The 19702-nt window shown below is 33.2% G+C and carries 18 protein-coding genes; 5 read left to right on the top strand and 13 right to left on the bottom strand.

Going from position 1 to position 19702, the window contains the following annotated elements:
* Positions 1-101 precede the first annotated feature (101 nt).
* From secDF to asnB, 11 genes are all read right to left on the bottom strand, one after another.
* On the bottom strand, positions 102-3152 hold the full coding sequence (gene secDF, locus ACFWU4_RS15880; RefSeq protein WP_411129646.1) for a protein translocase subunit SecDF: 3051 nt from the start codon (positions 3150-3152) through the stop codon (positions 102-104).
* Positions 3153-3343: 191 nt separating this feature from the next.
* On the bottom strand, positions 3344-3955 hold the full coding sequence (locus ACFWU4_RS15875) for a hypothetical protein (protein WP_411129644.1): 612 nt from the start codon (positions 3953-3955) through the stop codon (positions 3344-3346).
* Positions 3956-4069: 114 nt separating this feature from the next.
* Positions 4070-4702, bottom strand: coding sequence for a hypothetical protein (locus ACFWU4_RS15870; protein ID WP_411129642.1), 633 nt, complete (start codon positions 4700-4702; stop codon positions 4070-4072).
* 113 nt (positions 4703-4815) lie between these two features.
* Positions 4816-5742, bottom strand: coding sequence for a malate dehydrogenase (locus ACFWU4_RS15865; RefSeq protein WP_411129640.1), 927 nt, complete (start codon positions 5740-5742; stop codon positions 4816-4818).
* 132 nt (positions 5743-5874) lie between these two features.
* Positions 5875-6891, bottom strand: coding sequence for a DUF6588 family protein (locus ACFWU4_RS15860; protein WP_411129638.1), 1017 nt, complete (start codon positions 6889-6891; stop codon positions 5875-5877).
* Between the two features lie 152 nt (positions 6892-7043).
* Positions 7044-8996 carry a DNA topoisomerase (ATP-hydrolyzing) subunit B gene (gyrB, locus tag ACFWU4_RS15855; RefSeq protein ID WP_411129636.1) on the bottom strand — a complete coding sequence of 651 codons (1953 nt, stop codon included), beginning with the start codon at positions 8994-8996 and terminating at the stop codon, positions 7044-7046.
* A gap of 297 nt (positions 8997-9293) precedes the next feature.
* Entirely contained in the window at positions 9294-10109 is an 816-nt protein-coding gene (locus tag ACFWU4_RS15850) for a type II CAAX prenyl endopeptidase Rce1 family protein (protein ID WP_411129634.1), read from the bottom strand.
* Positions 10110-10273: 164 nt separating this feature from the next.
* Complete coding sequence (locus ACFWU4_RS15845) at positions 10274-10840, bottom strand: DUF4870 domain-containing protein (protein WP_411129632.1); 567 nt, start codon at positions 10838-10840, stop codon at positions 10274-10276.
* A gap of 106 nt (positions 10841-10946) precedes the next feature.
* Entirely contained in the window at positions 10947-11696 is a 750-nt protein-coding gene (locus ACFWU4_RS15840; protein ID WP_411129630.1) for a DUF6090 family protein, read from the bottom strand.
* A 281-nt stretch (positions 11697-11977) separates the two neighbouring features.
* The gene (locus tag ACFWU4_RS15835) at positions 11978-12451 is read right to left on the bottom strand and encodes a DUF6090 family protein (protein WP_411129629.1); all 474 of its coding nucleotides are present in this window, start codon (positions 12449-12451) and stop codon (positions 11978-11980) included.
* 202 nt (positions 12452-12653) lie between these two features.
* Entirely contained in the window at positions 12654-14315 is a 1662-nt protein-coding gene (asnB, locus tag ACFWU4_RS15830; RefSeq protein WP_411129627.1) for an asparagine synthase B, read from the bottom strand.
* A gap of 236 nt (positions 14316-14551) precedes the next feature.
* Here asnB and ACFWU4_RS15825 point away from each other — a divergent pair, with 236 nt between their 5' ends.
* Positions 14552-15139, top strand: a complete 588-nt coding sequence (locus ACFWU4_RS15825; protein ID WP_411129625.1) for a DUF2911 domain-containing protein — start codon at positions 14552-14554, stop codon at positions 15137-15139.
* A 49-nt stretch (positions 15140-15188) separates the two neighbouring features.
* On the opposite strand, the gene ACFWU4_RS15820 is transcribed toward ACFWU4_RS15825, so the two are convergent.
* On the bottom strand, positions 15189-15821 hold the full coding sequence (locus ACFWU4_RS15820; RefSeq protein ID WP_411129623.1) for a 7-carboxy-7-deazaguanine synthase QueE: 633 nt from the start codon (positions 15819-15821) through the stop codon (positions 15189-15191).
* A 102-nt stretch (positions 15822-15923) separates the two neighbouring features.
* Here ACFWU4_RS15820 and ACFWU4_RS15815 point away from each other — a divergent pair, with 102 nt between their 5' ends.
* Positions 15924-16670, top strand: coding sequence for a hypothetical protein (locus ACFWU4_RS15815; RefSeq protein ID WP_411129621.1), 747 nt, complete (start codon positions 15924-15926; stop codon positions 16668-16670).
* Here ACFWU4_RS15815 and ACFWU4_RS15810 read toward each other — a convergent pair.
* Complete coding sequence (locus ACFWU4_RS15810) at positions 16665-17114, bottom strand: Rid family detoxifying hydrolase (RefSeq protein ID WP_411129619.1); 450 nt, start codon at positions 17112-17114, stop codon at positions 16665-16667. The genes ACFWU4_RS15815 and ACFWU4_RS15810 overlap by 6 nt on opposite strands.
* 58 nt (positions 17115-17172) lie before the next feature.
* Between ACFWU4_RS15810 and ACFWU4_RS15805 the strand changes: the two genes are divergently transcribed.
* Genes ACFWU4_RS15805 through ACFWU4_RS15795 form a run of 3 tightly spaced genes read left to right on the top strand, consistent with a single transcriptional unit; the run spans position 17173 to position 19702 of the window.
* Positions 17173-18714, top strand: coding sequence for a helicase HerA-like domain-containing protein (locus tag ACFWU4_RS15805; RefSeq protein ID WP_411129617.1), 1542 nt, complete (start codon positions 17173-17175; stop codon positions 18712-18714).
* A gap of 19 nt (positions 18715-18733) precedes the next feature.
* Complete coding sequence (locus tag ACFWU4_RS15800; RefSeq protein WP_411129616.1) at positions 18734-19291, top strand: hypothetical protein; 558 nt, start codon at positions 18734-18736, stop codon at positions 19289-19291.
* A 36-nt stretch (positions 19292-19327) separates the two neighbouring features.
* The gene (locus ACFWU4_RS15795) at positions 19328-19702 is read left to right on the top strand and encodes a cupin domain-containing protein (protein WP_411129614.1); all 375 of its coding nucleotides are present in this window, start codon (positions 19328-19330) and stop codon (positions 19700-19702) included.

Raw genomic sequence — 19702 nt, 5'->3', positions numbered from 1 at the left:
ATCTTATAGATGATGAACATGTAAAAAGGTTGCGTGAGGTAAAAAAAAAAATGCCTTTCTTCTCAGAAAAGCATTTTTATTTTTATAGAAAATGATGCAGTTTATGCTTCATCCTCATCTTTTACTTTATCTTTTAAAGCTTCAGCCGCATCACCCTTTTTAGCTGTATCATACATTAATGGCGTAGCTATAAACATAGAAGAATATGTACCGACTACAACACCTACTATTAATGCAAACAATAAGCCTCTAAGCGAATCCGCCCCAAAAGCAAACATTGCTAATAAAACCACTAATGTTGTTACCGATGTATTTAATGTTCTACTTAATGTACTATTCAAGGAAGAGTTTATTGTTTTACCAAATTCCCATGACGTATGCTCATTTAAGAATTCTCTAATTCTATCGAAAACGACTACGGTATCATTTAACGAATAACCAATTACCGTTAGGATAGCAGCAATAAAAGCTTGATCGATTTCCATACTAAATGGCATAAATCTCCATGTTAAAGAGAAGATTCCAAGCACAATTAACACATCGTGAAAAACAGCTGCAACCGCACCAAGTGAGAATTGCCATTTCTTAAACCTGAATAAGATATAAAGAAAAACTACAACTAGCGAACCTAATACAGCCCAAAAAGACGACTTTTTAATATCATCAGCGATAGTAGGACTTACTTTACTAGAAAGCATCTTACCTATCTTCGCTTCACCCGAACCTTCTTGGAACTCTGAATATTTCATCCCAGATGGTAAATAAGGTGTTAGAGCTTCAAATAATTTAGACTCTACTTCTTCATCAGCTTCAACTGAGTTGTCTTCAACTTTATACTTTGTAGAAATTTTCAATTGGTTTGCTGAACCTATAGTTTTTACTTCAGCACTACCGAATACTGACGCATCATTTAAGATAGTTGTTATTTCTTCAGTACTTACTGGTTGTTCAAAACGTACTTGATATGTTCTTCCACCAACAAAGTCTATACCTTCATCCAACCCAGTTGTAAATAATGATCCTAAACTTGCTAAAATTAAAACTCCAGAAATTACGTATGCAATCTTTCGTTTCTTTAAGAAATTGATATTTACATTTTTAAATAAACCTTTGGTCATTGCCGTAGAGAAATCTAAAGATCCACCTCTATTTGTCCACCAGTCTATTAATAAACGAGTAATAAATATAGCTGTAAATAAAGACGTTAATATACCAATTAGTAAAGTCGTTGCAAAACCTTTAATTGGTCCTGTACCAAATACAAATAATATTAAGGCCGTTAAACCTGTTGTAATATTGGCATCTAAAATTGAAGACAGTGCATTAGAGAAACCGTCTTTAATAGATTCTTTCTGCGATTTTCCTTTGGCAAGCTCTTCTCTAATACGTTCAAAAATAAGTACGTTAGCATCAACCGAAATACCTATGGTTAAGACAATACCTGCAATTCCAGGTAACGTTAATACCGCACCTAAACTTGCCAATACACCAAATATTAATAAGATGTTCAACATTAAGGCGATATCAGCAAAAATACCAGCTTTACCGTAGTAAAATATCATCCATAGTAATACAAAAGCTAAAGCGATTAAGAATGATTTCATACCACTATCAATAGCTTCTTGACCTAAAGAAGGACCTACCTCATCTGCCTGAATAATTTCTGCAGAAGCAGGTAATTTACCAGCTCTTAAGACATTAGCTAAATCGACAGCGTCGGTTAATGAGAACGCTCCAGATATTTGTGAGTTACCACCAGAGATTCCACCCGCTTGAGACACACCAGGAGCCGAATAAACGATTTCATCTAACACAATAGCAATATTTCCATCAGTCTCGTTAGCTACTTTAGTCATTTCTTCCCAAATCTTAGCTCCCTTAGCATTCATCTGCATACTCACAGCTGGTCTGCTTATTTGATCGTAGTCTTGTCTAGCATCTGTAATAACAGAACCACTTAATTGAGGTTCTCCATCTCTACTTAATTTGATAGCGTATAGTTCTGAAAACTCTGAATCTTTATCCTGAATTCCCCATACGAATTTTGCATTACGCATCTCTGCTGATAAGCTTGCTCTATTCTTAGGAGCATTAAGAGCGGCTAATACTTTAGCCTTATCTTTTGCTAAGAAAATACCAACAACTGGGCCATTACCTGGTCCTTGCAAACCAATAGGATTAACATCTGCTACATTAGTAGAATCTGTCTCTATTTGTCCTGTCAGTTGATCAATTGCATTAGCTGTAGAATCTTGATCTATTTCATTTACATCAGCAACCTCATTTTGTGTTTCTGCAGCTTTTGCTTCCTCAACCATTGTTTGGTTAACCTGCAAAATATAAGGAAACATTTCTTGAGCCTTAAAGGTTTCCCAGAACTGTAACTGTGCTGTTTTTGTAATAATATCTACAACACGCTTTTTATCTTTAGCACCAGGTAATTCAATTAAAATACGACCAGAATTACCTAAACGTTGAATATTCGGAGACGATACACCAAAACCATCAATACGATTTCTTAATACTTCAAACGCTGAAACTATTGACTCATCTATTTTTCTTTCTAGAACTGTCTTTACTTCATCGTCAGACATATCAAATTTAACATCATCACTTAAATCTCTATTAGCGAAAATATCTGGAGATGCTAATTTGGTATCGCCTTTGATAGCATCAAAAGCTCTAAAGAAAGATTCTAAGTAAGATTCTTGCGCATCTTTCTGTAGTTCTTCGGCATCATCTAATGCTTTATTAAATACAGGATCTTTACTTTTATTAGCTAGGCCTTTTAAGATGTCTTTGACAGAAATTTGGATAATAGCATTAATACCACCTTTAAGGTCTAACCCTAATTTCATGGCATTATTTTCAACTTCACTATAAGTATATTGAGCTACGCCTAAATTATATACGTCGATTGACTCAAATTCTTCACCAACCTTTACTTTAGAGGTTTTTAAAGAATCGATGTAATTAATTTCTGCAAGACCTCTTAAGTCTTGATAATTATCTACTGTCTCATCATATTGAGCTACAGCAGACATTTTTGCTTCTTCTTCTATTTGGTTAGCCTTAAATGTAAAAGACAATTGGTAAATACTTACCAATCCGAATAAGAGTGCAAATACTTTTATAATTCCTTTGTTTTGCATTTTTATAGTTTTAGTTGTCGAAATTTATTTTAAAATTATGCGCGAAAATATAGAATTTAAGGCATAAGCCGACAATTGTTATTATATTTTAAATTATTTTTTGACTTTCTCGATTGATGAAAGCTAAATTGAAGATTGTTGGGAAATTTACTTCGACTGAATTCAGCCAAGAATTTGATTAAGTTATTTCCCTAAACGCTAGGCCCTGCTCTAACTTCTGGGATTTTATAAGAATTAGTATCTAATAATAATGAGTTGGTTTCATTAGTATTTATAACAACCTTAATTAATTGGTTAGTTAATTCTAACCTAATTCCATGGTGAGACGTATTATTTTTTGGCTTAGAAAACCGATCAATCTTCTGATTGTAGTCTGTGAGCTGAACTCCATCAAAGTCCCAACTGCTATTGCTACCCTCTTGAATTTCTGAAATACTAAGTTGATAGTCTTCTAAGTTTTTATCATTTGGAAAATCGCTAGACTTATTTTCACTAGAATTGGCAGCAAAACTAATCTCCGAATCTTTAGAAAGTATCGTCTTAATCTGCAGCACATTAACTGTACTGTAATAAGTGATTTTTAGTTGCCCCTTTTTATCTTGGGCAATTTTTATTTGCTCAACACCAATACTTTTTAGCCTTTTCCTAATAGCATCAATCGTATTGTTTGCATCTAATTTTGTAATCTCTAAGTTAGAAAACTGAATTACTATTTGCTGATTTGGCGCACCATCTTGCTCTAAAGCTTTTCCGAAGATAGCTAAGAGAATAATTATTAAACCTAAATACAGCTTTTGACGCATATCGCAAATATAGAAAATTAAGCGCTATTTATTTTATTGATGTTATATCTCTTTTTTTGACAAAAAAAAGACTGTAATACTACAGCCTCTTTTATCATTTTAAATCTTTATAAGCTACATCTTAGAATATCCATCTGGTGGAGTCATACTAAACTTATCATCAGACACCGTCTCCTTGTTGAGCTCAGTTACTTCAGTGATAATTGTCATTGCCATACCTTGTTGATTCATTTTCATCTCCATATACATAGGAAACCCTTTCAACTTCTCACCAAGCATTGCTGTTTGTTGAGATACAGCTGGTACAATTTTATCAGTAATATACATAATCATGTCCATTTTTACGCCGTCCTGATCTATAGTCACAGTGTGCTCCTTACACTCATAACCCAAGATAGTTTTAGTCTTTGTCCCCTCTATTATATTAATATTATCTTTAATTTTTTCTTCCTCTTCTTTAGAAATACTCGTTAAGCTATACTTTTTTCCGAGCATAGGACTATCCATCAACATCAATACTTGCTTTGCTTCCATATCTGATATAGTAACTATATCGCCCGACATTGGATTACTAATGTCTGTTCTCGATTTATTTCCTTTTACGTAAGAAATAGTTTGCATCCCTTCATCTCCCATCATCTGTTGCAATATATCCTTCATCTGCTGATTATCAGTCTTAAAAGTCTGGGTCATGGTTATTTTACCCTCAGTAAATTTTTCCTGAGCACTTAGCGTTACGCTAAGCATTATTGTCAAACCAAGTAAAAATATTTTTTTCATTTTATGTAATTTTAGTTAATACTATAAAAACCTTACCAACAAGCATGCCAGTAAGGTTTAATTTTATTTAAGAGCCATCTCTATAACTCTAATAAACCATTAGTCTTTTTAACACCTTCTGCACTTTCTGCCATATGAGCTTTTTCTGCAGCACTTAAAGGTACATCTACAATTTTTTCAATTCCATTTCTACCCAAAATAACAGGCACCCCAATGCATAAATCACTTAGTCCATATTCACCATCTAAAAATGTAGAACATGGAAATATTTTCTTTTGGTCACATGCAATTGCTTGCACTAATCCACTAACTGCAGCACCTGGGGCATACCAAGCAGAAGTACCTAATAACTTTGTTAAAGTAGCACCACCTACTTTGGTGTCTGCAGCAACTTGGTTTAAACGATCCTCAGACAAAAATTCTGACACTTTAATACTATTTCTTGTTGCATGAGATGTTAGAGGTACCATACCTTTATCACTATGCCCACCTATAACCATTCCGTCTACATCACTGATTGGTGCTTCCAAAGCTTCTGCTAATCTATACTTAAAACGGGCCGAATCTAATGCGCCACCCATTCCTATAATTCTGTTTTTAGGAAGATCGATTGTTTTATGAACTAAATAAGTCATAGTATCCATAGGGTTACTAACAACAATAATAATTGTGTTTGGTGAGTGCTCAACTAAACTAGACGACACCGACTTTACTATGCCTGCATTGATACCAATTAACTCTTCGCGCGTCATACCTGGTTTACGTGGTATACCTGAAGTAATAACACAGATATCGCTATTTGCAGTTTTTGAGTAATCACTAGTACTTCCTGTAATTTTAGTATCAAAACCATTTAAGGATGCACACTGCATTAAGTCCATTGCTTTGCCTTCTGCATATCCTTCTTTAATATCGAGTATAACAACTTCTGAAGCAAAGTTTTTAATAGCAATATATTCTGCACAACTTGCTCCAACTGCGCCAGCGCCAACTACGGTTACCTTCATCTTTTTTTATTTAGTTATTTAATGTAAATTATTTGAATTTAATGACTTCAAATTTACAAATAAAATCACTTTAAATGAAGAAAGCACAAGAGTAAATCTTGTGCTTGAATATTTTGATTTTGGACTTATCTTTTATCTAAACCCGAAATTAACTCCTACTGAGAACGCATCAAATTCTGATATATGATACTCAGCGTTTAGCCTAAAAAATCCTAACTTTAATTTTGCCCCAACTGTACCTCTTACAGCCGCCACTTCGCTAGAAACCGAAAATGGATCAGTTATAGTTGGCGACGATAAGACACCATTAGTAACACGATAGTTACCTAACAAGTTAGACTCTGATTTTCCTTTAATATAACCTACACCACCATATAAATTAATAATAGGCAACTTAGTTGAGGCAACTAACTGAAACAACCAAGTATTTGTATCATTCTCTAATCTTTGGTTATCGCCATCTATACCAGAAGATTGAGTTAAATCGTAAGACCCATCTATATGATTATAGGCAACTAAAGCCGACAGCGCTACTGGCCAAAGCTTGTCTGCTGGTAACCATTCTGTAAATTCTAATTGAAGTCCGGCACCATACATACTTAAACTTACATCATCAGTTTCTATTTCAGGAACAAATCTTGCCTTAATTTCAATACCACTACCCAATCCAATAGCGCCTTGTATAAAGGCAGTTGGTAATAAATTAGCACTTTGATCACCGATACCTTGAGGTAATTCTAACTGCGTAGTCTGTGACCCAAAGATAGGGTCATCATATTCTACTTCTACAAAAATTGAAGGTTCATTTTCACCTAAAACAGATGCCACCATTTGCGAATTAGAACCTTGAACAAATTGTACATTATTGTAGTCTGTGGTATTAAGATTAAACAGTTTATTTTCATCCTTAATTAATGACGCATTTGCTATTACTGAAATTTCAAAACCTAATAAAGGCTTTACTTTGGCTGAATTGAACCAATTGGCATTCATACTATGCATAAGACCATTAGTTCCTGGAGCAAGATAATCGTTAGCGAATCGCTGCGCATCTTCTACACCAGCTGCTAACAAAGCATCTATGTCGTTTTGGGCTCTAATATTTGATACACAGATACATAACACAAAGAATAATATTCCTTTTTTCATGAGGTTAAGGTTTTAAATTTGGTAGAACAAATATAGAAAAATATCAATACAAAATACTTTTTAACGTATTTTTATGTATTTTATCGATTATCTGAATTAAAAAAAACCGTGTAACAATTACACGGTTTTTAAAATAAATTTTCAATAATTAACTATGCATCAATATTTGCATAAACTGCATTCTTCTCAATAAACTCTCTACGAGGTGGCACCTCATCACCCATTAACATTGAAAATACACGATCTGCTTCTACTCCATTATCAATCTGTATTTGACGTAATGTTCTAAACTCTGGGTTCATAGTAGTATCCCAAAGTTGTATAGCATTCATCTCACCAAGACCTTTATATCGTTGAATTTTTGCACCATCACCATATTGCTCCATTAATGCTAAACGCTCATCATCATTCCAAGCATACTCTTTTTTCGCTCCCTTTTTAACCAAATATAAAGGTGGAGTTGCAATGTAAATATGACCATTTTCAATCAACTCCTTCATATAACGGAAGAAGAAGGTTAAGATTAAAGTTTCAATGTGTGAACCATCAATATCGGCATCACACATAATAACTATCTTATGGTACCTTAATTTAGAAAGGTTAAGAGCTTTACTATCTTCTTCTGTACCTATAGTAACACCTAAGGCTGTAAATATATTTTTTATTTCTTCGTTTTCAAAAACTTTATGTGTCATTGCTTTTTCGACATTAAGAATCTTACCTCTTAATGGTAAAATGGCTTGAAACTTTCTATCTCTCCCCATTTTTGCTGTTCCACCTGCAGAATCTCCCTCTACTAAGTAAATTTCGCATTCTTCAGGATCTTGAGATGAGCAATCACTTAATTTCCCAGGTAAACCTCCAATACTCATTACAGTTTTACGCTGCACCATTTCTCGAGCTTTTTGAGCTGCATGACGAGCTTGGGCTGCTAAGATTACTTTCTGAACAATCGTCTTAGCATCTTCTGGATTTTCTTCTAAATAGTCCGTCAACATCTCTGAAACTGATTGACTTACTGCTGAAGAAACTTCTCTATTCCCTAATTTAGTTTTGGTCTGTCCTTCAAACTGCGGTTCTTGTACCTTTACAGAAATAATAGCCGTAAGTCCTTCACGAAAATCATCTCCTGCAACATCGAACTTTAATTTATCTAACATACCAGAAGTATCAGCAAACTTCTTAAGTGTATGTGTTAATCCACGACGAAAACCAGAAAGGTGTGTTCCACCCTCATGTGTATTAATATTATTTACATAAGAATGTAAGTTTTCAGCATACGATGTATTATAAATCATAGCTACCTCAACTGGTACGCCATTCTTTTCGCCTTCAAAAGCAATAACATCCTTCATTAAAGGATCTCTTGTTGCATCTAAAAACTTAATAAATTCTTTTAAACCTTCTTTAGAATGAAATGTTTCTCCTTCAAAAGAACCATCTTCTTTAGTACGACGTTTATCAACTAAATGAACAGTAATCCCTTTATTTAAATACGCTAATTCACGCATTCTACTTGCCAACGTATCATAATTATACTCTAACGTTTGTGTGAAAATTGTTGAATCTGGTTTAAAAGTAACCGTCGTTCCTCTCTTGTCAGTATCACCAGTTTGTTTAACAGGATACATTGCTTTACCACGCTCATATTCTTGCTCATATACTTTTCCCTCTCTAAAAACTGTTGCCTTAAGATGTTCAGATAGCGCATTAACACAACTTACACCAACACCATGTAAACCACCAGATACTTTATAAGAATCTTTATCGAATTTACCACCAGCACCAATCTTAGTCATTACAACCTCTAATGCAGAAACCCCTTCTTTTTTGTGCAATCCTACAGGAATACCACGACCATCATCTTCTGTCGTTATAGAGTTATCTTCATTAATAGTTACAGTAATATTATCACAGTGACCAGCTAAGGCTTCATCGATAGAGTTATCAACTACCTCGTACACTAAGTGGTGTAAACCTCTTACACCTACATCACCAATATACATGGATGGACGCATACGTACATGCTCCATACCTTCTAAGGCCTGAATACTATCTGCTGAATAACCGTGTTCGTTAAAGCTTTCTTTTTTTTCTTCGCTCATTATGTTGAATAAATTTTAGTTCGATTTATGGCATAAAAAAATGACACATTTGTATCATTTTAGAATACTATCAAATATACGATTTTAAACCCCTTTTTAAAAGCATTTTACGGATTGAAGGCGATAATTATCAACATTTGTTAATTACTTAAAAATGGCTTAAATCGCTTAAAAAAGACCTTAAATTGAATTTCAGTATTTTTTATAGATGTCTAAAAATTGAAAAATAAAAAAACCGCTTAAAAGTTAGTTTTCATGTTTTTACTTTGTAGTAAATTAAGTCGACTTCGACTTATATTACAATTCTTTTAAACGAAATTTATCCCATTTCCAAATGATATAAGTTAGAAGTAAATAAAAGATATTCCAAATTAGGATTACTATAATAAATGGAGTCCATGTCTCAAAAGATGTAGATTCTGGAATGTAAAAAAAACTATTTCCATTATTATAGTTTGTAATTAAATGCTGTGTTGCCCAATTATTACCTAAATGAATTCCAATAGGAAAAAACAAGGTCTTTGATTTTATTAAAGCCGTTGCAAATAGTAAATGACCTATGGGTATAGTTATTCCTAGAAAGAGAACCATGGCTTTATTTTGAATTACTTCACGATCTAAAATATGCACTAACATGAATATAGTTGCGAATATAATATTAGCAATAACTGCATTGCTAACCTCAATCGTCTTTTTGAAGGCATAACCTCTAAATAAAAACTCTTCTATAGTAACCTGTGGTAAAATAGCATAAAAACCATACAAAATAGCACTATAGTTAAAGTCAGATGTGGCTATTTCAAAGGTTTCACCTGTATATAATGCACGACAGTATTTAACTAATAAAAAAGCTACAGCACCAATTAATATTCCTAATGGCAAAAAAGAGAGGTTGCAAAATGATAAGTTCAAACCAAGGTCTTTTAGAGATTTCTTATCGGTTTTGAACAAAATCCAAGTAGCCACAATTAATAAAATAACTGATGTAAATGGAAAATAGCGTTTTAAAAAAGGTGTATCAATAAACCCGCTTAAAAAAAGTGCAAGACCAAAAAGAAAAAGAGTTAATATAAAACGAACGAGTGTTGGATATTTAGATAAAAGTGTTTTCATGTGTTTTTATTTATTGTTTTTTTATGGTCACATGCAGTTCGCTATTAATCATTATCCTTAAATGATAAAATTTTGAACATGCTCGTTTCATAACATATGATATTAGTTGACTTAGCTAATGTTCTACTAGCTATAAAAAGTTGAGATTAAAATTATAAAAGTGGTTATTTTACAGGCTTCAAAAAAGGAATTGAAAACGGATAGCTATAACTACCAGAACTTAATGCAGAAAATAAATTCTTAATACTAAAAATGATACCAAAAAGTGCAATAGCTGCGGTGCCAAAGAAGTTAACTCCTGGAAAAGGAAAAAACAATAATAGAGATACAATTATTAAGAGATTTATAGTACAATGAAAATTAATAACCGCGCGTCCATGTGCATCATACACTTTATTGTCTTCTGCCTTGCTTATCCATATAAAAAGTGGAAATAGAACATTAGCAAACGGAATTATTAAACCAAAGAAAGGTGATCCATGAATGAGTAACATCCATTTACGTTTTATAGTTTCTTCCTTAGGATTGTCTAGTGCAATTAAATCATCAACTTCTATATCTAAGCCTACAGCTAATAATTTTACAGTTTGTAAATGTGGTTGCACATCTCCTTTTTCGATGCGTTGTATTGTGCGCACACCTACTGTTGTTTTATCTGCAAGCTCTTCTTGCGTAAAACCCTTTAGTTTTCGTTGGTAAAGTAAATTTTCTTTAAGCGTTTGCTTCTTCATTCTGTATCATTTTTGTGGGTACAAATCTATGACGCTATCTTGGTTTTTAGCACGTCATTTAAATGTCACCTAACTGACACCTTTAGGTTTAATAAGGGTTTTTGGGTTAATTTTGTAATTCTCTTTCAATTTCATCTATTATCGCATCGCATAACCTCGCTTGTTCTTTTAGTGTATCTTGCCCAACTTTTATGTTAGACATATAAAACCTTAGCTCTTCAATAAGTTTAGAATTACTACCTAAACCAGAAATTATAACCTCAGATTTTTCTTCATCAATAAAAGGATCACATTGTTGTAAAATCTGATTATCACCTTCAGTAACATGGCAATTATCCCACATATAATTTTGAATATTAGACGGTATTAATCCACGAACCATTTTGCGGTATGGAGGATTAATTCCCATTGTCTGTTGATAACGTTTTAATCCATTACCATGATAAAATGGTATTCTATTTCTAAGTGTTACATTTTGAATAAGAGATAACTCACCAGACCCCTTCAACTCATCGTATGTTGAGGATTGCATTAGCATAGGCCATATCTGACTGGCATGAAAATATGCAACTAAAATATCCCAGTTAGAGGTTGTTACATCAGCTTCACCCTCTAAATTAGATAGTACCAAACTACCTGCAACAAAAACATCATTATAGAAGTTTTTATTGAGTTCTATGGCTTTTTTATCTGAAATTAAATCTTCTTTTAGACGCGTTAAATAGGCTTTTTCTTTAATCCTTTCTTTTCTATTTTCATTCCAGTTATTAATCTGTAATGCTATTAGTATACCAATAACTACAAGGATAATTTCGCCAACGGCGTATTTAAAGTATTTGGATGTTTTGTTTTCCATAATTAGGTTTTGGCGGATTTTTCGGAAGAATTTAATCATTGCTTTTGATTATTTAAATAGTTATCTATCATAGTAATCAATGCTTCGGCTTTTTGGATAATACTATTGCAGCCACCTTGATAGCCCGTATACAATGTTTTTTGATACCTTAAAATATTTATGAATTTCACTTCTTCCATTAGTCGCTTTACCGTTTTAATATCTGTTTCGGAATTATTATTTATTATTGGTATATTTTCTAAAATATAAGGGTCAATATTATTTCCAACAAAACCTTCGTGTCACTTTGTGAATTCTACTAAGTTTGGTAAAGTATACTCATAAAAATCGTTAATTTTTCTGATGAGTTCTTTGTTTTCAATAAGTCGTAGTTTTTTTTCTTCTTTTAAAGAATTAAAAACATTAGCAAATGGTCTTGAGTTTGTGTCCGGCCCAAAATATTTGAGTATAGTTTTTAAATCTTTTTCTGTGGCAGTTTTATCAAAAACTCTATCTAAACCTTCTACTTGGCTTTGAATAATTTTATTTTGTCCTTTAATATAATTAGCGTTTTCTTTTAACTCTTCAATCATTGCATACAAAGAGCTTTCTAGGTCTATTTGTGTTTTCCTGTTTTCATTCCAATTATTGATCTGTAAGGCGAATACAATTCCAATGATTACCAATACAATTTCACCAATAGCGTATTTAAAGTATTTAGATGTTTTGCCTTCGGAAAGAAGATTTTGACGAATTCGCCTAAAGAATTTGATCATGAGCTTACAGTTAGGTTGCAAGCAGGAAATTGAAAGTAGAGATGGTTGGTTTTCTATTTGTTTATAAATGTAAGAAATTGTTACATAAGATTAGATAAATAAAAAAGACGAATCCTAAGATTCGTCTTTTAATAATAAGCACATTATGTTAGTAAATTGATTGAATTTCTAGGGCTACATCCCAAAAAAAATCAAATGCTTATTAATACGCTTCATCATGCACATTGGCAATAGCTCTACCAGATGGATCATTCATATTTTTAAAGGCCTCATCCCATTCTAATGCAATCGCAGTACTACAAGCTACACTTGCTTCTTGAGGTACACTCAAGGCTGCTGCATCACTAGGGAAATGTCCTTCAAATATAGTTCTATAATAATACTCTTCCTTGTTTAAAGGTGTATTTATTGGAAAACGGAATGCTGCATTTTCTATTTGCTCATCAGTTACCTCTTTTTCTACTAATTCTTTTAAGGTATCAATCCAACTATAACCAACTCCATCACTAAATTGTTCTTTTTGTCTCCAGGCTACACTTTCTGGTATCATGTCTTCAAATGCTTTACGAACTACCCACTTTTCCATGCGTTCTCCGTTAATCATTTTGTCTTTTGGGTTGATACGCATCGCTACATCCATAAATTCTTTATCTAAAAATGGTACACGACCTTCAATTCCCCATGCTGCTAAACTTTTGTTTGCTCTTAGGCAATCATACATATGAAGCTTATCTAATTTACGAACCGTTTCATCATGAAATTCTTTAGCATCTGGCGCTTTATGAAAATACAAGTAGCCTCCAAAAATTTCATCGGCTCCTTCACCAGACAGTACCATTTTAATTCCCATAGATTTAATAACTCTTGCCATTAAATACATTGGTGTAGAGGAACGAATCGTTGTTATATCATAAGTTTCTATGTTATAGATAACATCTTTAATAGCATCTAAACCTTCTTGGATTGTGAATTTAATTTCGTGATGAACCGTACCAATATGATCGGCTACTTTTTTAGCAGCAGCTAAATCCGGAGAACCCTCTAACCCAACTGAGAATGAGTGCAATTGAGGCCACCAAGCCTTTTCTTTATCATCTGCTTCAATACGTCTTTCTGAATATTTTTTTGCAATAGCCGATGTCACAGACGAGTCCAACCCACCAGACAATAACACACCATAAGGCACATCACTCATTAATTGTCTATGCACAGCATCTTCTAATGCTTGTTTCACTTCCGCTATACTTGTTTCGTTTTCTTTTACAGCTTCATATTCTGTCCAGTCACGCTTGTACCATTTTACAAACTCACCGTCTTTACTAGACATATAGTGTCCTGGCGGAAATAATTCTATTTTTGTACAAATACCTTCTAAAGCCTTTAACTCAGATGCTACGAAGAATGTTCCGTTTTTATCCCAACCAATGTATAATGGAATAATTCCCATATGATCTCTTGCGATGAAGTATTCGTCTTTTTCAGTATCGTAAATTGCAAAACCAAATATCCCATTCATATCATCTACAAAGTCCACACCTTTTTCTTGATATAAAGCTAAAATAACTTCACAATCACTTTCAGTCTGAAAGTCGTAATCAGGAAACTGAGAACGTAATTCTCTATGGTTATAAATCTCACCATTTGCCGCTAAGATTAATTTTTTGTCTGGACTAAACAAAGGCTGCTTACCAGAAGCTGGATCTACAATAGCCAAACGCTCGTGTGCTAAGATTGCTTTATCATCACTGTAAATACCACTCCAATCTGGACCACGATGACGTATCGTTTTTGCCATTTCTAAAACCTGTGGTCTTAAATCATCAGTCTTCTGTTTTATATCAAACGCACATACTATTCCGCACATAACTTTATTTTTTTTATTAATTCTAAAACAAATATCGCATTAAACTAACATTTTTTAAACATTAAAGACAATAATAGTTTTAATATATAACTTTAATACATAAAATAATATAAATTTGAAATCTAAAGGATCGATTAATAGTTATAAAACTATCAAAATGTAAATTTTAGTAAATTATTACGACAGAGTCAGCATATTTCAATTTAATTTTAAACTCATTAAAACTAAAAACTACTATGAAGACATCAAAATTATTTTCTACGATTACTCTTACCTTAGCTATATTCCTTTCAGTTAATGCTAATGCCCAAAAATTTGTAAAAATGGATAAGAGCACCATGGATCGTGCTTACTATCCTGCAGATGCAGCTAAACGAACTTTTGCAAAAAGTGATGACGCAAAAATGAAGCTCGAACCTCAAATAAGAGTAACTTACTCTAGACCTGCGAAAAAAGGTAGAGAAATTTTTGGTAAGCTTTTAAAATTTGGGAATGCATGGAGAGTTGGTGCAAATGAATCTACTGAAATTCTTTTTATTAATGATGTAACTTTTGGTGGAAAAAAAATTAAAGCAGGACGTTACAGTATCATTATTATTCCATCTGAAACGGAATGGACGCTTAAATTAAATACAGACTTAGATGGTTGGGGAAATTATGGTTACGACCCAAGTAAAGATATTGTTAGTGTTTCTGCACCAATAACAAAAACTGATAAAGAAATTGAAAACTTATCTATTGCTTTATACGAGGCTTCTAAAAATACCGTGCATTTAAAAATTGGCTGGGATACTAGTATCGCTGAGTTTCCAATTTCATTATAAGCAGTAATATTTATTAAAAAACACCTTGAAAAATCAAGGTGTTTTAATTTTACGGGATATTCAAATATTTATGCGTCTGTAACGAAACTTTCCATTTTGGGTTTGCCATCACATAATCGACAATATGTGGCATCATTTTATCACGTTTGCTCCACTCTGGTTGTAAATATAAAATACAATCTTTATTGGTTTTTATAGCTTGCTCTTCGGCGAATTTAAAGTCATCTTTATTGTAGATGATGCATTTTAACTCATTTGCCTTTTCATAAACTTCTTCAGTTGGAAGTTTCATCTTCTTAGGCGAGAGACATATCCAATCCCACTCACCTGTTAACTTATAAGCACCTGAAGTTTCGATATGAGTTTGAACGCCTTTTGCCTTTAACTGTTGGGTTAAAGGATACATGTCCCACATTAAAGGTTCACCACCAGTAACAACTATTGTATTGCTATACTTAATAGCATTAGCAACAATTTTTTGAGTTTCTGTTGGTGGATGTAATTCTGCTAACCAGCTCTCTTTTACATCGCACCAATGGCAACCGACATCGCAACCACCTATTCTCACAAAATAAGCAGCAGTTCCTTTATGAAACCCTTCGCCTTGAATTGTATAAAACTCTTCCATTAAAGGCAATAATTCACCTTTATCAATCAACTCTTGTCGTTCTCTTCTTGTCATATTTTGCAAATATAACTATTAGTTGGAAAAGACCTCATTTTGAATTGATTATAAAATGTGCTATTTTTACTACAGACTAATTAATTGTTGACCCTTAATAAAATGATTAAAAACATTACACTAGTGATGTTAATAAGCTGCTCCTTAACAGCTATTAACGCACAGGTAGGTATTGGTACAACCGAACCAGACCCATCTTCGGAACTTCACATTGAGTCAAACGATTCAGGATTATTAATACCTAGACTTACTACAACCCAAAGAGATGCCATTTTATCTCCCGCAAATGGTTTATTGATTTTCAACACAGATACTGATGAAATTCAAATCAATACCAATACAACTATAACACCAATCTGGGAAGCATTTACCTTAACGACGACCACTACATCAACTCCAGGACAATCTGTTAAGTATAGCAACACAGACATTTCTACAAACATTAATAATAATACCGCTATTAATTTGCCTGTTTGTGGAGTTGAAGAATGGAATGATAACACAACCCTTTACAATGTAGATGTTACATCCAACAGTATTACTATCAATGAAACAGGACGTTATAGAGTTATTGTTAATGCTTCGATCATTGTGGCAAATAACGGACCACAAAGAGCAAATCCAGAAATTTATATTGCATTAGACGATGTTCAGGTAGGAACAGTGTCCTCTCATGGTTATATGAGAAGAGCAGGCGGTCATAACGAGGCGTCAGTTAACTTTACTGAAGTAATCGAAATTACGACTGGACAAGCACTTAGCTTAAAAGTTTTGCGCGTAGGAAATGTAGGTGTTGTAAATCTCAGAGCGGCTAGTACAACAAATCTATATATAGAGAAAATACTATAACTTAACAGCAATTACATCTATTTCAATACTCGCATCACCTGCTAAACCAGAAGCGGCAAACGTTGTGCGCGCTGGTTTTTTAGTAAAGTAACTAGTATACACAGAATTGAAAGTTTTAAAATCATTGATATCTTTCAATATAACCGTGCATTTTACTACATGGTCTAAAGTCAGATTATGATATTCTAGAACAGCTTTAATATTTTCAATAACCTGTTTAGTCTCTACTTCTATTCCACCTTTAACAAGCTCACCCTTTTTATGATCTTTCCCAATTTGGCCAGTTAAAAACAATAAGTTTTCAGTTTCTACAGCATCACTGAAGGGTGCTTCTGCTCTGCTTGGTTCGTGAGAATTATGAAATACAATTTCAGATTTATCATCATCACAAGATTGAAAATTAGTTAGAATAATTAATGTAAAAATTAAAAGTCTTGACTTCATTGTTTTCAGTTTTAAACTTGACTAAAATTACGTTATTTTTATACAAATTTTCTGACTCATGAAGAATTCTGACACGTTCATAAAAGATATCGCTGAAGGCAATTCATTTAAAGGTGATTATATCACTTTAGGATCTGCAATGCTAGAAGGCCAAACCATAACAAATTCATTTGTTAACGTACCTTTAAAAACCATGAATCGGCATGGTTTAATTGCTGGAGCCACAGGCACCGGAAAAACAAAAACGCTACAAGTGTTAGCCGAAAATCTCTCAGAGAAAGGCATTCCTGTTCTTTTAATGGATATTAAAGGTGATTTGAGTGGACTTGCCAAAGCCAGTCCAGGTCATCCAAAAATTGATGAACGTCATGAAAAAATAGGTTTACCATTTGAACCAAAAGCATTTCCTGTTGAGGTTATGACATTGTCAGAACAAGACGGAGTAAGGCTCAGAGCTACAATTAGTGAATTCGGACCTGTTTTAATCTCAAGAATACTAGACGTAACTGAAACACAAGCAGGAATAATATCCGTGATATTTAAGTATTGTGATGATAATAAATTGCCGCTGTTAGATCTAAAAGATTTTAAAAAGATCCTTCAATACTCCACTGGAGATGGTAAAAAAGAATTTGAAGAGTCTTATGGTAGAATATCAACTGCTTCAACTGGAGCAATTCTCAGAAAACTTATTGAAATAGAGCAACAAGGAGGCGATTTATTTTTTGGAGAAACCTCTTTTGACACCCAAGATTTACTCCGTATAGATGAGAATGGTCGCGGCTTTATAAATATCATCCGACTAACTGACATACAAGATAAACCAAAATTGTTTTCGACGTTTATGTTGAGTTTATTAGCTGAAATTTACTCAACCTTCCCTGAGCAAGGTGATAGTGGCCGTCCAGAACTTATAATGTTTATAGATGAAGCGCATTTAATTTTTAATGAAGCCTCAGATGCCTTATTAAATCAGATTGAAAGTATTGTAAAATTGATTCGTAGTAAAGGGGTTGGATTGTATTTTGTAACTCAAAATCCCACTGATGTGCCAGAAGCTGTTTTAGGACAACTTGGATTAAAGGTTCAACATGCACTTAGGGCATTTACCGCAAAGGATAGAAAAGCAATTAAATTAACTGCACAAAATTATCCAGACACTGAATATTACGACACGGCAGAAGTTTTAACTTCATTAGGTATCGGTGAAGCTTTGGTCTCAGCACTAGACGAAAAAGGAAAACCTACACCATTAGCCGCAACTATGATGAGAGCACCTATGAGCCGCATGGATATACTTTCAGAAACTGAACTTGGTAATTTATTGGGACAATCTGAATTAGCAAGAAAGTATAATAAAGAAATAGATAGGGAGAGTGCTTATGAAATACTAAATGATAAAATAAAACAAGCTGAAGCCGAAGAAGCTAAACAAAAGGCAAAAGAAGAAAAGGAAGCTTTAAAACGCGCAGAAAGTAAAAAGCCAACATCTACTACCAGAAGACGTAAAAGTACAAGACAAAACCCTATCGTAAAAGTACTTACTAGTCCAACAGTAATAAGAAGTGTTTTAGGAATATTGACTAAAATGCTAAAGTAATTTAACCTAAATTTATACTATGAAAGACATTATTTTTATACTTTTAATATGTACCCTATTAATAACAAGCTGTGCTAAGGACACTTCAGTAAATCCATTTTTAATTGAAAAACATCATATTGGATTACTAACTGACTCTACACAGGTAAAACAATTAGACGCTATATTTAGTAATGATTCTGTCGTACGTTATATCGCAGGTGATGAATTTACTGGTGCTGTAAATACAATTGAAATTTTTGAAAAAGGAGGAAAGAAATTATTGAATCTTTCACCTAAAGAGGCATTAGATTCTACTTCTGTAATTTCGAGTGTACGTATTATTGACGAGCGCTATATGACAGAGAAAAAAATATCTGCTTTAAGTACATTTAAAGATATAAAAGCGTCTTATAAAATATCTAAAGTTGATAATCTTATTGATGCCATTGTGGTATCAGTAAATGAAATTAATGCATCATTTACGATTGATAAAAAAGAGTTACCTGGTAGTTTGCGTTTTGACATGAACGCCACGATTGACCCAATTCAAATACCAGAAAAAGCTAAAATCAAGTATTTTATGGTACATTGGTAGTATATTAAAAAACACTTAATCATATTATCCTTAAATATGAAGAGAAATAGGACATACTCCATACAAAATTCACCTTTTGTTGTTCCAACCGATGATGGGAAATTAATTAAAGAACATTTTGGTTTGGCTACTGATGGCAATCCAAATATTAGTATTGCCCATATGGTAGCACCAGCTGGTTGGTCAGAACCTTATCAAACTCCAGAATTTGATGAGTATACTTTTATTATAAAAGGTAAAAAGCAATTTATAATTAATGACGAGACAATTATTCTTGAAGCCGGTCAATCTATAAAGGTTGAAAAAAATACAAGACTCCAATACTCTAATCCTTTTACAGAACCATGTGAATATATAGCAATTTGCCTACCAGCATTTTCAATAGATTCTGTAAATAGAGAGCATAGTTAG

The organism is Winogradskyella sp. PE311, assembly GCF_046545555.1.
Classification (GTDB): domain Bacteria; phylum Bacteroidota; class Bacteroidia; order Flavobacteriales; family Flavobacteriaceae; genus Winogradskyella.
Note: the sequence above shows the minus strand (reverse complement) of the source record. Positions and strands in the feature narration are given on the sequence as shown.

What these genes read in the sequence shown, in the direction of transcription:
- ACFWU4_RS15800 (WP_411129616.1), top strand. Translation starts at nt 18,734, where the DNA reads ATGAAAGACATTATTTTTATACTTTTAATATGTACCCTATTAATAACA.
- ACFWU4_RS15840 (WP_411129630.1), bottom strand. Translation starts at nt 11,696, where the DNA reads ATGGAAAACAAAACATCCAAATACTTTAAATACGCCGTTGGCGAAATT.
- ACFWU4_RS15850 (WP_411129634.1), bottom strand. Translation starts at nt 10,109, where the DNA reads ATGAAAACACTTTTATCTAAATATCCAACACTCGTTCGTTTTATATTA.
- ACFWU4_RS15835 (WP_411129629.1), bottom strand. Translation starts at nt 12,451, where the DNA reads ATGATCAAATTCTTTAGGCGAATTCGTCAAAATCTTCTTTCCGAAGGC.
- ACFWU4_RS15795 (WP_411129614.1), top strand. Translation starts at nt 19,328, where the DNA reads ATGAAGAGAAATAGGACATACTCCATACAAAATTCACCTTTTGTTGTT.
- asnB (WP_411129627.1), bottom strand. Translation starts at nt 14,315, where the DNA reads ATGTGCGGAATAGTATGTGCGTTTGATATAAAACAGAAGACTGATGAT.
- ACFWU4_RS15810 (WP_411129619.1), bottom strand. Translation starts at nt 17,114, where the DNA reads ATGAAGTCAAGACTTTTAATTTTTACATTAATTATTCTAACTAATTTT.
- secDF (WP_411129646.1), bottom strand. Translation starts at nt 3,152, where the DNA reads ATGCAAAACAAAGGAATTATAAAAGTATTTGCACTCTTATTCGGATTG.
- ACFWU4_RS15805 (WP_411129617.1), top strand. Translation starts at nt 17,173, where the DNA reads ATGAAGAATTCTGACACGTTCATAAAAGATATCGCTGAAGGCAATTCA.
- ACFWU4_RS15815 (WP_411129621.1), top strand. Translation starts at nt 15,924, where the DNA reads ATGATTAAAAACATTACACTAGTGATGTTAATAAGCTGCTCCTTAACA.
- ACFWU4_RS15820 (WP_411129623.1), bottom strand. Translation starts at nt 15,821, where the DNA reads ATGACAAGAAGAGAACGACAAGAGTTGATTGATAAAGGTGAATTATTG.
- ACFWU4_RS15860 (WP_411129638.1), bottom strand. Translation starts at nt 6,891, where the DNA reads ATGAAAAAAGGAATATTATTCTTTGTGTTATGTATCTGTGTATCAAAT.
- gyrB (WP_411129636.1), bottom strand. Translation starts at nt 8,996, where the DNA reads ATGAGCGAAGAAAAAAAAGAAAGCTTTAACGAACACGGTTATTCAGCA.
- ACFWU4_RS15825 (WP_411129625.1), top strand. Translation starts at nt 14,552, where the DNA reads ATGAAGACATCAAAATTATTTTCTACGATTACTCTTACCTTAGCTATA.
- ACFWU4_RS15865 (WP_411129640.1), bottom strand. Translation starts at nt 5,742, where the DNA reads ATGAAGGTAACCGTAGTTGGCGCTGGCGCAGTTGGAGCAAGTTGTGCA.
- ACFWU4_RS15875 (WP_411129644.1), bottom strand. Translation starts at nt 3,955, where the DNA reads ATGCGTCAAAAGCTGTATTTAGGTTTAATAATTATTCTCTTAGCTATC.
- ACFWU4_RS15845 (WP_411129632.1), bottom strand. Translation starts at nt 10,840, where the DNA reads ATGAAGAAGCAAACGCTTAAAGAAAATTTACTTTACCAACGAAAACTA.
- ACFWU4_RS15870 (WP_411129642.1), bottom strand. Translation starts at nt 4,702, where the DNA reads ATGCTTAGCGTAACGCTAAGTGCTCAGGAAAAATTTACTGAGGGTAAA.